The sequence below is a fragment of the Delftia sp. PX-1 genome, from assembly GCF_055797465.1.
The window spans coordinates 184,254-197,756 of sequence record NZ_CP184763.1; the positions used below are offsets into that span (position 1 = coordinate 184,254).

11 protein-coding genes are annotated in these 13,503 nt (G+C 69.2%); 7 read left to right on the top strand and 4 right to left on the bottom strand.

From position 1 onward, the window contains the following. The first annotated feature begins 152 nt into the window (after nucleotides 1–152). The 6 genes from ACN20X_RS00810 to ACN20X_RS00835 all read left to right on the top strand — a co-directional run bounded on the left by ACN20X_RS00810 (nucleotide 153) and on the right by ACN20X_RS00835 (nucleotide 7,157). The gene (locus ACN20X_RS00810; protein ID WP_473210188.1) at nucleotides 153–1,307 is read left to right on the top strand and encodes an NAD(P)/FAD-dependent oxidoreductase; all 1,155 of its coding nucleotides are present in this window, start codon (nucleotides 153–155) and stop codon (nucleotides 1,305–1,307) included. Nucleotides 1,308–1,366: 59 nt separating this feature from the next. After that, nucleotides 1,367–2,452 (top strand): YkvI family membrane protein, encoded by a 1,086-nt coding sequence (locus tag ACN20X_RS00815; protein ID WP_312840577.1) that lies wholly within the window; start codon nucleotides 1,367–1,369, stop codon nucleotides 2,450–2,452. Between the two features lie 54 nt (nucleotides 2,453–2,506). Further along, nucleotides 2,507–3,202, top strand: coding sequence for a helix-turn-helix domain-containing protein (locus tag ACN20X_RS00820; protein ID WP_016447398.1), 696 nt, complete (start codon nucleotides 2,507–2,509; stop codon nucleotides 3,200–3,202). A gap of 248 nt (nucleotides 3,203–3,450) precedes the next feature. Continuing rightward, complete coding sequence (locus ACN20X_RS00825) at nucleotides 3,451–4,515, top strand: homocysteine S-methyltransferase family protein (RefSeq protein ID WP_133072630.1); 1,065 nt, start codon at nucleotides 3,451–3,453, stop codon at nucleotides 4,513–4,515. Nucleotides 4,516–4,537: 22 nt separating this feature from the next. Continuing rightward, nucleotides 4,538–5,860, top strand: a complete 1,323-nt coding sequence (locus ACN20X_RS00830) for a Fe-S oxidoreductase (RefSeq protein ID WP_473210189.1) — start codon at nucleotides 4,538–4,540, stop codon at nucleotides 5,858–5,860. Nucleotides 5,861–6,158: 298 nt separating this feature from the next. Next, nucleotides 6,159–7,157: a porin gene (locus ACN20X_RS00835; RefSeq protein ID WP_016452207.1), complete on the top strand. Its 999-nt coding sequence runs from the start codon at nucleotides 6,159–6,161 to the stop codon at nucleotides 7,155–7,157. On the opposite strand, the gene ACN20X_RS00840 is transcribed toward ACN20X_RS00835, so the two are convergent. Further along, nucleotides 7,158–8,810, bottom strand: coding sequence for a methyl-accepting chemotaxis protein (locus ACN20X_RS00840; protein WP_046987209.1), 1,653 nt, complete (start codon nucleotides 8,808–8,810; stop codon nucleotides 7,158–7,160). It abuts the gene before it with no gap. A 671-nt stretch (nucleotides 8,811–9,481) separates the two neighbouring features. Beyond that, nucleotides 9,482–10,783: a CaiB/BaiF CoA transferase family protein gene (locus ACN20X_RS00845; RefSeq protein WP_160851130.1), complete on the bottom strand. Its 1,302-nt coding sequence runs from the start codon at nucleotides 10,781–10,783 to the stop codon at nucleotides 9,482–9,484. Between the two features lie 160 nt (nucleotides 10,784–10,943). On the opposite strand from ACN20X_RS00845, the gene ACN20X_RS00850 reads away from it, so the two are divergent. Next, the gene (locus tag ACN20X_RS00850) at nucleotides 10,944–11,858 is read left to right on the top strand and encodes a LysR family transcriptional regulator (RefSeq protein WP_012202113.1); all 915 of its coding nucleotides are present in this window, start codon (nucleotides 10,944–10,946) and stop codon (nucleotides 11,856–11,858) included. Nucleotides 11,859–11,894: 36 nt separating this feature from the next. On the opposite strand, the gene ACN20X_RS00855 is transcribed toward ACN20X_RS00850, so the two are convergent. Both ACN20X_RS00855 and ACN20X_RS00860 read right to left on the bottom strand, forming a co-directional pair. Continuing rightward, nucleotides 11,895–12,323 (bottom strand): PaaI family thioesterase, encoded by a 429-nt coding sequence (locus tag ACN20X_RS00855; RefSeq protein WP_017406618.1) that lies wholly within the window; start codon nucleotides 12,321–12,323, stop codon nucleotides 11,895–11,897. Between the two features lie 5 nt (nucleotides 12,324–12,328). Further along, nucleotides 12,329–13,486 carry an acyl-CoA dehydrogenase family protein gene (locus tag ACN20X_RS00860; protein ID WP_013800068.1) on the bottom strand — a complete coding sequence of 386 codons (1,158 nt, stop codon included), beginning with the start codon at nucleotides 13,484–13,486 and terminating at the stop codon, nucleotides 12,329–12,331. Between the last annotated feature and the right edge of the window lie 17 nt (nucleotides 13,487–13,503).

Here is a 13,503-nt window from a genome sequence, read left to right on the forward strand (position 1 = left end):
CACAAGGCGTGCGTTGCAAAAAGGGACGGCCAGGCGCCGTCCCTTTTTTTCGCTTGTGCGGACCCCCGGTGAAAACCAGGAGTCAGAAGGGCTTGCCTCATTTTTTTCTTATCGGATAATTTTCTCATTGGAAAAAAATGGAGCGATGGATGATGGAAAGCCAGGTTCTGGATTTCGCCGTGATCGGTGCCGGCATGGCCGGCGCCTCCGTGGCCTGGCGGCTGGCCGGTGCGGGCGCCTCGGTGCTGGTGCTCGAGCGCGAGCCGCAGCCCGGATACCACGCCACGGGCCGCTCGGCCGCCATGTTCATGGAAAGCTACGGCACCGCGCAGATACGCGCGCTGACACGCGCCAGCCGCGCCTTCTACAGCGCGCCGCCCGAAGGTTTTTGCGAGCACGCGCTGCTGCAGCCGCGCAGCGTGCTCTACATAGGCACGGCCGGCCAGGAGCCCCAGCTGGACGAGGCCCTGGCCATGTACCGCCGCGACGGCCTGCGCGCCGAGCGCATCGACGCGCGCCAGGCCTGCACCCTCGTGCCCTGCCTGGACGAGAGCCAGCTGGTGGGTGCCGTGCATGACCTGGACGCCATGGACATTGACGTGGCCGAACTGCACCAGGGCTTTCTGCGCGGCATGGCGCGTGCCGGTGCGCGGCTGCGCTGCGGCGCCGAACTTTCCGGCGCCGAGCGCGAGGTGGATGGTGGTGGCCAGGGCCTGTGGACCCTGGTGCTGCAGGACGGGTCGCAGGTCCGTGCCCGCGCCGTGGTCAATGCCGCAGGCGCCTGGGCCGATGCCGTGGCCCGGCTGTGCGGCGCGCGGCCGCTGGGCATCGAGCCGCGCCGCCGCTCGGCCTTCACCTTTGCCGCACCGGAGGGCGAGGACATCCACGGCTGGCCTGCCGTGATCGGTGTGGACGAGAGCTTCTACTTCAAGCCCGATGCGGGCCAGCTGCTGGGCTCGCCCGCCAATGCCGATCCCGTGCCGCCGCATGACGTGGTGGCCGAGGAACTGGACGTGGCCATGGGCATAGACCGCATCGAGACACTGACCCGCCTGCGCATACGCCGGCCGCGCCATGTCTGGGCCGGGCTGCGCAGCTTTGCGCCCGATGACGACTTCGTGATCGGCTGGGACGCGCGCCGTGAAGGATTCTTCTGGCTGGCAGGGCAGGGCGGCTACGGCATACAGACGGCCGCCGGCGCCTCGGCCGCTGCGGCCGCGCTGCTGATGCGCGAGCCGCTGCCCGCCGAGCTGCTGGCCCAGGGCGTCGATGCCCGGCGGCTGAGTCCGGAGCGCTTCGCGGCCTGAGACGCCTGCCTTTTCGCTTTTTCAGCCCCCGCAACACACAACAATCCAAGGAGACAGGCATGGGTGCATTCAAGGAAGTGAGCAGGATTGCCGGCGCCTTCGTCGGCGTCATCGTCGGGGCGGGCTTCGCCTCGGGGCAGGAGATACTGCAGTTCTTCGCGGGCTTTGGCGCCATCGGCCTGGCGGGCTGCCTGGTGGCGGCCCTGGCCTTCGTCTTCCTGTCCATGGCGTTCTCCACCATGGGCCAGCGCCTGCAGGCCGGCTCGCACAAGGAGGTGGTGCAGGCCCTGCTGGGCCGGCATGTGGGCATGGTGTTCGATGTGCTGATCACCTTCTTCCTCTTCGCCATCACGGTGGTCATGCTGGCGGGCGCAGGCTCGCTGCTGCACCAGTGGCTGGGCCTGCCCGAGGTCTGGGGCAGCGTGCTGGCCACCGTGGCCACGGTGCTCATCGTCTGCCTGGACGTGGGCCGGGTGATCGCCTTCATCGGCGCGGTCACGCCGCTGCTGGTGTTCATGACCGTGGTGGTCGCAGGCTACGTGCTGGTGACGCCCCAGGGCGAGCCGGCCGCGCTGGAGGCCGCCACCGCCGCCCAGCCCCGGGGTGCGGGGCACTGGCTGGTGGCCGCGCTGCTCTATGTCTCCTACAACGTGGTGGCGGGCATGCCCTTCCTGGTGATCATGGGCGGCCAGACCAGCTCGCGCCGCGTGGCGCTGTGGGGCGGCGTGGCCGGCGGGCTGCTGCTGGGCCTGCTGATGCTGCTGATCGCGGCCGCCATGGTCTGGCGCATGGACACGCTGGGCGGCCTGTCCATGCCCATGCTGGCGCTGGCCACGCAGATCTCGCCCTGGCTGGGGCACCTGATGTCGCTGGTCATCTTCGGCATGATCCTCAACACCGCCGTGGGCATGCTCTATGCCTTCGTGGCCCGCATCCTGCCGGCCGGCACGCCGCGTTTTCGCTGGGGCACGGGCGTGGCGGGCGTGGTGGCACTGGGCGGCAGCTTCGCGGGTTTCATCACGCTGGTGGGCATGGTGTACCCGGTCTATGGCTACATCGGCTTCGCGCTCATGGCCTGCGCGCTGGCAGGCTGGCTGCGCCTGGGCCGCAGGCCGGCGCCCCAGGCCGATCTGCGCGGCACCTGAGGGGGCGGGCCTGACCCTAGAATCGGTCGGTCGCCAGCCCCGATCGCCCGCTTCATGCCCAGCCCCCGTCCTCGCACCAGTCCCGCCCCTGGTCCCGGCCCCAGCCCTCGTTCCAGTCCGCTTCCCACGGCAGACCAGGTCCTTGCCGCCGTGCTGCCGGGCGCCCGCACGGCCGCCGCCCTGCCCGCAGGCAAGCACGAAGTGGGGGCCAAGCTGCGCAAGGCCCGCAAGGAGCGCGGCCTGACGCTGCAGCAGGTGGCCGAAAGCAGCGGCCTGGCCGTGTCCACCATCTCCAAGGCCGAGCGCGGCCAGATCGCGCTGAGCTACGAGAAGGTGCTCATGCTGGGCAATGCGCTGGACATCGACATGACACGGCTGTTCATGGTCGGAGACGCCCAGCAGGCGGCCGGCGACACGCCCACCGTGGTCAAGGACCGTTTCGAGGACGTGCAGCGCTACGAGACCGACCAGTACCTCTACAGCGTGCTGTGCGGCGCCTTCCCGGGCAAGAAGATGCAGCCCCTGGTGGCCGTGATCAATGCGCGCGAGGCCGGGGAATTCTCGGAGACCATCCGCCATGCGGGCCAGGAGTTCGTGATGGTGCTCTCGGGCCGGGTGCGCATCCTGTTCGAGAACGGCGAATCGGTGGAGCTGGGCCGCCATGAGGCCGCGTATTTCGACAGCGGCGTGGGCCATGTGTATGTGAGCCTGAGCCGCCAGCCGGCTCAAGTCGTCTCTGTCTGCAGCTGAAATGGTTAGCACCCCCTGAGCGGCTGCGCCGCTTCCCCCGTGTGCACGGCGCCCTCTCTCGCTACGCGGGAGGGGGACGACACCCTCGGTGCGGGGCGGCGCGGCCGGCATAGGCCCTTCCTCGGTGTCTCTGGCGTGGGGGTGCGCTAGTTTCATAGGTCGCGCCTTTTGTTTGGGGCGCAGGCCGTTTTTCTGGGGGAATCCTCGTGCCCGGCACGGCCGCCCCGGAATTCCTACAATCGCTGCCCATGAGCCTGCCCCAGTACACCCGCGCCAAAGAGCTTCCCGCCATCCTTGCCAAGCGCCTCGTCATTCTTGACGGCGCCATGGGCACCATGATCCAGCGCTTCAAGCTGGGAGAGGCCCAGTACCGGGGCCAGGGCTACACGGGCCCGGGCAGCGTGGGCGACCGCTTCAAGGACTTCCCGCATGACGTCAAGGGCAACAACGAGCTGCTGTCGCTCACCCGCCCCGACGTGATCCGCGACATCCATGAGAAGTACCTGGCCGCCGGCGCCGACCTGATCGAGACCAACACCTTCGGCGCGACCACGATTGCGCAGGACGACTACCACATGGCCGATCTGGCGCGCGAGATGAATCTCGAGAGCGCCCGGCTGGCCCGCGCGGCCTGCGACAAGTACAGCACGCCCGGCCATCCGCGCTACGTGGCCGGCGCCCTGGGCCCCACGCCCAAGACGGCCAGCATCAGCCCCGACGTGAACGATCCGGGCGCGCGCAACGTGAATTTCGAGCAGCTGCGCCAGGCCTACCTGGAGCAGACGCTGGCGCTGATCGAGGGCGGCGCCGACGTCATCCTGGTCGAGACCATCTTCGACACGCTCAACGCCAAGGCCGCGCTGTTCGCGGTGGACGAGGCCTTCGAGCAAAGCGGCGAATGCCTGCCCATCATGATCAGCGGCACGGTGACCGATGCCTCGGGCCGCATCCTGTCGGGCCAGACGGTGACGGCCTTCTGGCACAGCGTGCGCCATGCCAACCCGCTGTCCATCGGCCTGAACTGCGCGCTGGGCGCGGCGCTGATGCGCCCCTACGTCCAGGAACTGAACAAGGCCGCGCCCGAGACCTTCATCAGCTGCTACCCCAACGCCGGCCTGCCCAATCCCATGAGCGACACGGGCTTTGACGAAACGCCCGAAGTCACCAGCCGCCTGGTGCACGAATTCGCGTCCGAAGGCCTGGTCAACATCGTGGGCGGCTGCTGCGGCACCACGCCGGACCACATCGGCGCCATCGCCAAGGCCGTGGGCAGCACGCCCACGCGCCGCCTGTTCTACCCGGAATCGGCCTGATCGCGCGGGCGGAGCCTCTGACATGAGTTCGCCGCTGCCGCCCGTCCCGTCCCCTGCCGCAGGGCTGCCGCAGCCCGTGGCGGCGCCTGTGCCCGGCCCGGCCGCTGGTGCGCCGGTGGCGCCGGCTTCACCCGCGTCATCCGCCTCACCCTCCGTTCCCGTCACGCCGCCAGCGGCCACGGCCGTGCGCTGGTCGCCCGAGATGCTGCAAAGCCTGCGCCTGCAGGCCTTCGAGCAATTGGTGGCCCAGCTGGCGCGCCAGGTGCAGGCCAGTCCCGGCGCGCCTGCGCCGCAGTGGCCGGCCAGCGGCGTGTCCGAGGCGCTGGGCCGGCTGTTGCAGGCCCTGCTGGCCCAGGTGGGCACCCAGCAGGGCCAGGCCCTGCAATTGCTGGCGGCCCAGCCGGGCTCGGCGGCATTGCTCCAGGCGCTGGCGGCAGGCACGACGGCGCCTGGCGGGCAGGATCCCCGGAGCGCTCCATCGGCCCAGGCCGGACCGCCCATCCCGTCTGCATCGACAACGCCTGCGGCCTCCATGCCGCCCGCCGCTGCCGCAGTGACGCTGGCCGTGGGGGCTGCCAAGGGCAAGGTGATGGATGCGCTGCTGGCCGGATCCGGGCTGGCGCCGCAGGCCGGGGCGCGCCCAGCAGGGGGCATTGCAGGTGGCGCTGCCGGGGGGGCCACACAGACCCTGCCCGCCCTGCAAAGCTGGTGGGTGCAGCAGGGCACGTTGCTGACGCCGCAGGGCGAGCGCGGCTTCACGCTGAGCCTGCAGGTGCCCCAGGCCTGGGCCCAGGCGCAGGGCGCGGCCATGGCGCTGGCGGCCGCATCGGCTTGCGCGCCGGGTGCGGCCCCTTTCACGGCGGCGGCCCTGCCTGCGGGCGCTGCGCTGCCCTTGGCGGGCGCGCAGGCCACGGAGCCGGGCCTGCGCCTGCCGCTGGATGCATCGCTGCAATCGCTGGCCTCGGGGCCGGTGGCCGTGGTGGTGCAGCCGCGTGGCGCCGATGCGCTGCGCACCAGCGCCCTGCTGCTGCTGGAGCTGCAGCCGCTGCGCCTGCCCGGTGGCGCCATGGCATCGCCGGCCGGGCTGGCCTCGGTGGCGTCGCTGTCGCCCGCGTTCGCGCAGGAGGTGCAGCAGATGCTGCAGCAGCGCAACGATCCCTGGCTGCACATGGCGGCGGCCCAGGCTTCGGGCGCCCTGCCGCGCGAGCGCCGGGCCTTCGAGCACCAGTCGCATTTCTGTACCACCGAAGGCTGCCAGTACGAGGGCCGCGCGCCCTGTGCCCAGCCCTTTTGCAGCGAGATGAACCGGCTCTGGGACGTGTCGCGCACCGAGCGCAGCCGCTGAGACCGGCCTTGCGAAACTGACCGGGCCTGACGGTGGCGTGGTCATCGCCGGCCCCTGCTTTCATAATGCCGCCTGTTGCCCGCCACCTGCGCGGTTGACGTCTTTGGCCGGGATGTTTGACGAATGTGCAGCGATCATGCTGCGATCTGCATCCTGGCTGCCTTCAAGTCGCGGCTGGCCACCAGCCCGCCGCGCACCTTTCCAGCCACCCCCGTTGTGGCAGCCCCCGTCGCCGTTCGCGCATGCCCCCGGGCCGCGCCGGTGTTGTGCCATCTTTCATTTCAGGAACCCGTTCAGGATGCGTTGTACCTCCCGCTTGACCCTTGCCTCTCTCGCCATCGCTGCCGCCCTGCCGGTGGCCGCCCAGTCATCTGGCGCCGGCTCCAACGTCACCATCAGTGGCTATCTGGACGCGGGTGTGTTCCGGGATTTCGACAAGACCAGCAAGCTGGGAACGATTCAGCGCAGCAACCTGGCCATTGCCGGCTTCGAGGACCTGGGCGGCGGCCTGAAGGCCACCTTCCGCCTGAGCACGCGCTTCGACCTGGACACGGGCCTGACCGAGGACTATCCGAAGAAGCCCTTCTGGCATGACGAGTCCACCGTGGGCCTGCAGGGCAACTGGGGCCACCTGCGCCTGGGCCGCGCGCTCAGCGCCATGTGGAGCCAGGAATGGCAGTTCGATCCCTGGGGCAACTTCAACCGCATCGCCTCGCCGGCCTGGCACATGGCCCACTACCTGACGCCGACCGACCGCGCCAGCAACAACGGCTCGCCCGAGTACGGCCGCATGTCCAACGGCGTGTTCTACGACTCGCCCAAGTTCGGCGGCTTTTCGCTGCACCTGAGCGCCTCGCCCGAGCGCACCGAGGCGCCGGGCCGCCAGGGCCGTGCGCGTTCGGTGTCGGTCAACTACGACCAGGGCGCGGTGGCGGCCATGCTGGCGCACGAGCGCAACGGCAGCGGCGACACCGACCTGTACATGGGCGGCAAGTACCGCATCGGCACGGCAGCGGTGATGCTGGCCTATGACCGCAGCAAGTCGGGCACGCCCGGCACGGGGCCCGACAAGTCGCGCATGGTCTCGCTGGGCGCCACCTACGGCATGGGCGCGACCACGCTCAAGGCCAGCTATGCGCGCCAGCGCCTGGACCGAGACACCAACAACATGCTGTCGCTGGGCGCCGAGTACGCGCTGTCCAAGCGCACCATGCTCTACACCAGCCTGGGCCATCAGCGCTACGAGAACCAGAGCTCGCGCACGGCCTTCGGCGTGGGCATGGCCCATTCGTTCTGATCAATGCGCTTCCCAGCGGCCTGACTGGGCTGCGCTGGTGATCCTGGCCAGGTCTGGAGCCGGCATGGGCTGAGGGGTGGCGGGCAGGGCGGTGAGTTCCATGCCGCGCTCCAGCTTGAAGACGCTCACGGCCTGCTGCAGGCCGTAGGCCTGTTCCTGCAGGGACTGTGCTGCTGCGGCGGCTTGCTCGACCAGGGCCGCGTTCTGCTGGGTGACCTGGTCCATCTGGGAGATGGCCTGGTTGATCTGCTCCAGGCCCGCCGTCTGCTCCACGCTGGCAGCGGTGATCTCTCCCATGATGTCGGTCACGTTGCGCACGCTGCTGACGATGTTCTGCATGGTCTGCCCGGCCTGCGCCACCAGGGCCGATCCGGTGCTGACCTTGCCGTTGGAGTCCTCGATGAGGAGCTTGATCTCCTTGGCTGCATCGGCGCAGCGTCGCGCCAGTGCGCGCACCTCGGCCGCCACCACGGCAAAGCCCCGGCCCTGCTCGCCCGCGCGCGCCGCCTCGACGGCGGCGTTGAGCGCGAGGATGTTGGTCTGGAAGGCGATGGCGTCGATCACGCCGATGATGTCGGCGATCTTGCGCGAGGAGGCATGGATGGCGTCCATGGTGTCCACCACCTGGGACACCACCTCGCCGCCTTGCTGGGCGACGGTCGAGGCCGAGGCTGCCAGCTGGTTGGCCTGGCGCGCGTTGTCGGTGTTCTGGCGCACGGTAACGGTGAGCTGCTCCATGGAGGCAGCCGTCTCCTGCAAAGAGCTGGCCTGGTGCTCGGTGCGCAGCGACAGGTCGTTGTTGCCCGAGGCGATCTGGCTGGAGGCCGTGGCGATCGAGTCCGTGCCGTTGCGCACCTGCCTGACGATGTGGATGAGGCTCTGGTCCATGCGGTGCAGCGCGTGCAGCAACTGGCCTGTTTCGTCGGTGGTGGTGGCCTGGATGCGGCGCGTCAGGTCGCCTTCGGCCACGGCCTGGGCCACGCCCACGGCCTCGATCAGCGGCCGCGCCACGATGCGCGCCAGCGCCAGCGCCAGCGCCAGTCCCAGCGCGATGCTGGCGGCCAGCAGCCCCACCACCCAGGCGCGCGCGCTGCTGTACAGATCATTGGCGTGCCTGTTGGCCTCCTGGCCGGCATCGTGGTCGATCTGCACCATGCGGTCGATCTGGTCGTACAGGCGCCGGCTCAGCTCCAGCGATTCACCCTGCGCCAGCACCAAGGCTTCGTCCTTTCGGCCGTTGCGTGCCAGGGTCATGATCATGGCGTGCTCCCTGGCATATGCGCTGCGCAGCCGGCCCAGCTCGTCGTAGGACGCCCTTTCCTGCTCGGTTTGGATGAAGCTGGCGTAGTTGTCGTAGTTCGTCTGGATCTTGCTCCACAGGTCGCTCATGATGGCGTCGAAGGCCTTGATATCCTGGTCGCTGGTGGAGATCAGGTACTGAAGCTCGTTGGCGCGGTAGCGCGCCGTGGTGGCGCGGATGGTGAGCAGCATGCGCGACGAGGGCATCCAGCGTGTGGCGATGTCGACGGACGCCTGGTTGATCTGGCTGAGCCGCATCACGGCATACAGGCCCACGAAGGTGGTCAGCGCCAGCACGGCCAGGAAGGCCAGCAGCAGCTTGGAGGAAATCTTGAGGTTGCGAAAGGCTTGCATGGCGAAGTTCTGAAGTCGTATCCCTTGAACGGCAAGGGAGCAAAAAAAGGCGTGCAGCAGGGCACACCTGGCCTGCGGTGCAGAGCAAGGTGGAAAGGGATCAACGAAGGCAATGACGAGGGCCGGCGCGTGCGCTCAGGGGGGAACCAGCCCGAGGTCCGGCAGATGCGGCCCTTGATGCGGGGTCTCATGGCGCAGGCCCTTCCAGGGCGGCAGGACTGCGGCTGGCCATGCGCGGGTCTGATGCAGGGCAGGGGCGGTGGATGCGGAAGATGCCGAGCCGTCCGCCTACACCTTTTGGCGCCCGGACGCCAGCTGCGGCCCGGTGCTTGGCGGCGGCTGCCGCCTTCTGCGCCCAGGTGCTGCGGATGGGTGTCCTAGGGATTTCGGACAGGAAAGAATTGGCTATGTGCATCTGTGGTGGGGATTATTTCCGCACCGTCAGATGATGAGAATGCTTCCTATCTGATTTTCGATAGGACGTGTCCTAAAAGCGGTTTGCGGGCGCGCGACACGGCCGTCCGCACCGTCTTCGCACCGGCTTTCGCTCCGTCATTTGTGCCGTCATTTGTGCCGTCATGTGCGCCGGTGCGACGGGCCGGCCCCCAGCCTTCAGGACGTCAGGACAGCCGCGCGACAGCGTGTGCCAGGTGCCTGCCGATGCCGGTCGTTCAGACCACGCCCTGGTCGCGCAAGGCCTGCAGCTGCTGTGCATCCAGGCCCAGGCGCTGGCGCAGCACCTCGTCCGTGTGCTGGCCCAGGGCCGGCGGCGCATGGCGCAGCGTGGTGGGCGTGTCCGACAGGCGCAGCGGGCTGGCCGTGGTCACTACGCGGTTGATGGTCTCGCCGGCAGGCGGCGTGGCGCCCGGGTAGCGTTCCTGCTCCACGCGCAGGCCGCGCGCACGCACCTGCGCATCGTCGAAGGCCTGGCCGATGTGGTTGATGGGGCCGCAGGGCACGGCCTTGTCCTCCAGCAGCGCGATCCATTCGGCCGTGGGCCGGCTGCGCGTGAGATCGGACATCAGCGGGATCAGCGCGTCGCGGTGGATGACGCGGCCGGCATTGGTGGCAAAGCGCTCGTCGCTCGCCCAGTCCGTGCCGGCCGCCTCGCAAAAGCGCGCGAACTGGCCGTCGTTGCCGATGGCCAGCAGCATGCGGCCGTCGGCCGTGGGGAAGTCCTGGTAGGGCACGACGCTGGGATGGGTGTTGCCCTGGCGGCCCGGCACATGGCCGGTGTTCAGGAAGCCCGCGCCCTGGTTGGCCAGCACGGCCATGGCCACGTCCAGCAGGGCCATGTCGATGTGCTGGCCGCGTCCCGTGCGGTGGCGGGCCTCCAGTGCGCCCAGGATGGCCGTGGTGGCATACATGCCCGTGAACAGGTCGATCACGGCCACGCCTACGCGCAGCGGCCCGCCGCCGGGCTCGCTGTCGGCGCGGCCCGTGATGCTCATGAGGCCGCTCATGGCCTGCACCAGCAGGTCGTAGCCGGCGCGCGGCGCATAGGGCCCGGTCTGGCCGAAGCCCGTGACCGAGCAATAGATCAGGCGCGGGTTCAGCGCGCTCAGCGAGGCGTAGTCCAGGCCGTAGCGCTTGAGGCCCCCGGTCTTGAAGTTCTCCACCACCACATCGCTTTGCATGGCCAGCTCGCGGATCAGCCGCTGGCCCTCGGCCGTGGCCATGTCCACGGTGACTGATCGCTTGTTGCGGTTGCAGGCCGCGAAGTACACGGCGTTGTCCGAGGGATTGCCTTGCGCATCGGGGAAGAAGGGCGGGCCCCAGTGGCGCGTGTCGTCGCCCTCGCCGGGCTTTTCGATCTTGATCACGTCGGCCCCCATGTCGGCCAGGTTCTGCGTGCACCAGGGGCCGGCCAGCACGCGAGAGAGGTCGAGCACGCGCAGATGGCCCAGCGCTCCTGCGGTCTGGGTGGCCGTGCTGTTGATGGGGCTGGGGGAGGGGGTTTCGGTGTGGTTCATGGGCTGAGGCGGCTATCCCGGGCAGATGGGCCATGCTACGGCGCGGCGGCCCGCCGTGGCTTCGCATTTGTGAAAGCGCGCGTTCGCGCCCGGCCGGCACTGCGGTTTGTACTGACGCGCAGGGCTCAGCCGGGGCCGCTGCGGCTTTCTACAATGCCGGATGGCCATGCATTTCGATCTTGTGGATCTGCGCCTCATGGTGCACATCGCCGACGCCAACAGCATGACGCGTGGCGCGGAACTTTCCTTCATCTCCCTGCCGGCGGCCAGCACCCGCATCAAGAACCTGGAAGAGAGCATCGGCACCAAGCTGCTGTACCGCACCAGCCAGGGCGTGACGCTGACGCCGCCGGGCCAGGCCTTCGTCACCCATGCGCGCATGGTGCTGGGCCAGATCGAGCACCTGCGCGGCGACATGCAGGAGTACGTGCGCGGCATCAAGGGGCATGTGCGGGTGTTTGCCAACACCACCTCGCTGGGCGAGTTCCTGCCGCCCGTACTGCGCCACTACCTGCGCCGCAATCCCGACGTGAACATCGACCTGCGCGAGCGCCTGTCGCACGACATCGTGCGTGCCGTGACCGAGGGGCAGACCGACATCGGCATCGTCGCCGGCCTGGTGCGCACCGAGAACCTGGAGACCCTGCCCTACCGCCGCGACCGCCTGGTGCTGGTGGTGCCGCGCGGCCATGCGCTCGATGGCGAGATGCAGATGGCCTTTGCCGACACTCTGGACCTGGACCATGTGGGCCTGCACGAATCCAGCGCCATCCACGCCTTCCTGCGCCAGGCCAGCGACCAGCTGCACCGGCCCATCAAGCAGCGCATCCAGGTGGGCAACTTCGAGACGGCCTGCCGCATGATCGAGTCCGGCGTGGGCGTGGGCGTGCTGCCCGAATCGGCCGCCAGCCGCCATGCGCATTCCATGGACATCGCCATCGTGCCGCTGTCCGATGCCTGGTCGGTGCGCGAGATGCAGATCTGCGTGCGCAGCCTGGAGGCCCTGCCGTCCTTCGCCCAGGAGCTGGTGGAGCTGCTGGTGGCCGACGCACAGGGCCGGCTCACGCTGGAGTAGGGGCCCACCGACGGCTGCCCGCCGCCCACCGCCCGTTCAGTCGGCCTGGGCCGTGCCCCGGTCCAGCGTGGTCGGTGCCAGCCAGTACTTGAAAGTGCCGGTGGCCGTGGCCACCAGCTTTCCGTCTTCATCGAGCAACTGCGCTGCGCAGCTGCACAGGCTGCGGCTGGCGTGCACCACCCAGCCTTCGGCCAGCAGCGCGCCCTTGCCCGGGCGGTGGAAGCGGCTGCTCATCTCCACCGTCACGGCGGTCTGCGATGGCGCACCGGGCAGCTCGCCGGCGGCGCGCGACATCACGGAGTCCAGCAGCGTCATGAGCACGCCGCCGTGCGCGGCGGGCAGCTGGTTGAGCAGTTCCTCGCGCATGTGGGGCAGGCGAACATGGACCTTGCCGGGCGGCGCGGGCACCTGCGAGGCGCCGATCAGCCGCATGAAGGCATTGCGGTCGGGGGGCGGTGCGCTCATGTGGCTCATGCGGCGCGCGCCTCGCGCACCATGTTGCGCGCGATGATGACCTGCTGGATCTGGGTCGTGCCTTCGTACAGGCGGAACAGCCGCACGTCGCGGTAGAAGCGCTCGATGCCGAACTCGGCCAGGTAGCCCGAGCCGCCCAGGATCTGCACGGCGCGGTCGGCCACGCGGCCCACCATCTCGGTGGCGAACATCTTGCAGCACGAGGCCTCGGTGGAGACGTTGCGGCCCTCGTCACGGCGGCGCGCTGCGTCGATCACCATGCACTCGGCCGCATACAGCTCGGCCTGGCTGTCGGCCAGCATGGCCTGCACCAGCTGGAACTCGCAGATGGGCTGGCCGAACTGCTTGCGCTCCAGCGCATAGTTCAGCGCGTCGCGCAGGATGCGCTGCGCCACGCCCACGCTCACGGCCGCGATGTGGATGCGGCCCTTGTCCAGCACCTTCATGGCGGTCTTGAAGCCCTGGCCTTCCTTCAGGCCGATGAGGTTGGCCGCCGGCACGCGCACGTTGTCGAAGAATACGTCGCAGGTGTGCGCGCCCTTCTGGCCCATCTTCACGTCGTTCTTGCCGAAGCTGATGCCCGGCGACTTCGCATCCACGATGAAGGCCGAGACGCCGCCCGCGCCCTTGTTGGCCGGGTCGGTGCGCGCCATCAGCGTGAACATGCCCGCATGCGGCGCATTGGTGATGAATCGCTTGTTGCCGTTGACCACATAGTGGTCCCCGTCCCTGATGGCGGTGGTGCGCAGCGAGGCCGCGTCCGAGCCCGCCTCGGGCTCGGTCAGCGCGAACGAGGCCATGATCTCGCCCGTGGCCAGCTTGGGCAGCCAGGCCGCCTGCTGCTCGGGCGTGCCGTCGATGAGGATGCCCTGCGAGCCTATGCCCACGGTCGTGCCGATCACCGAGCGGAAGGCCGGCGCGGTCTGGCACAGCTCGAAGAGCACGCGCACCTCTTCCTCCATGGTCAGCTCCAGCCCGCCGAACTGCTCGGGGATGGTCATGCCGAACAGGCCCAGGTTGCGCATCTCCTGCACGATGGACTCGGGAATCTCGTCGGTCTCGGCCACTTCGTTCTCGGCGGGCACCAGGCGCTCGCGCACAAAGCGGCGCACGCTGTCCAGCAGGGCTTCGAGGGTTTCTTGGTCGCGGATCATTGCGGTGTGCTTCCTGT

What these genes read in the sequence shown, in the direction of transcription:
- ACN20X_RS00815 (WP_312840577.1), top strand. Translation starts at nt 1,367, where the DNA reads ATGGGTGCATTCAAGGAAGTGAGCAGGATTGCCGGCGCCTTCGTCGGC.
- ACN20X_RS00850 (WP_012202113.1), top strand. Translation starts at nt 10,944, where the DNA reads ATGGCCATGCATTTCGATCTTGTGGATCTGCGCCTCATGGTGCACATC.
- ACN20X_RS00825 (WP_133072630.1), top strand. Translation starts at nt 3,451, where the DNA reads ATGAGCCTGCCCCAGTACACCCGCGCCAAAGAGCTTCCCGCCATCCTT.
- ACN20X_RS00860 (WP_013800068.1), bottom strand. Translation starts at nt 13,486, where the DNA reads ATGATCCGCGACCAAGAAACCCTCGAAGCCCTGCTGGACAGCGTGCGC.
- ACN20X_RS00845 (WP_160851130.1), bottom strand. Translation starts at nt 10,783, where the DNA reads ATGAACCACACCGAAACCCCCTCCCCCAGCCCCATCAACAGCACGGCC.
- ACN20X_RS00820 (WP_016447398.1), top strand. Translation starts at nt 2,507, where the DNA reads ATGCCCAGCCCCCGTCCTCGCACCAGTCCCGCCCCTGGTCCCGGCCCC.
- ACN20X_RS00830 (WP_473210189.1), top strand. Translation starts at nt 4,538, where the DNA reads ATGAGTTCGCCGCTGCCGCCCGTCCCGTCCCCTGCCGCAGGGCTGCCG.
- ACN20X_RS00840 (WP_046987209.1), bottom strand. Translation starts at nt 8,810, where the DNA reads ATGCAAGCCTTTCGCAACCTCAAGATTTCCTCCAAGCTGCTGCTGGCC.
- ACN20X_RS00810 (WP_473210188.1), top strand. Translation starts at nt 153, where the DNA reads ATGGAAAGCCAGGTTCTGGATTTCGCCGTGATCGGTGCCGGCATGGCC.
- ACN20X_RS00855 (WP_017406618.1), bottom strand. Translation starts at nt 12,323, where the DNA reads ATGAGCGCACCGCCCCCCGACCGCAATGCCTTCATGCGGCTGATCGGC.
- ACN20X_RS00835 (WP_016452207.1), top strand. Translation starts at nt 6,159, where the DNA reads ATGCGTTGTACCTCCCGCTTGACCCTTGCCTCTCTCGCCATCGCTGCC.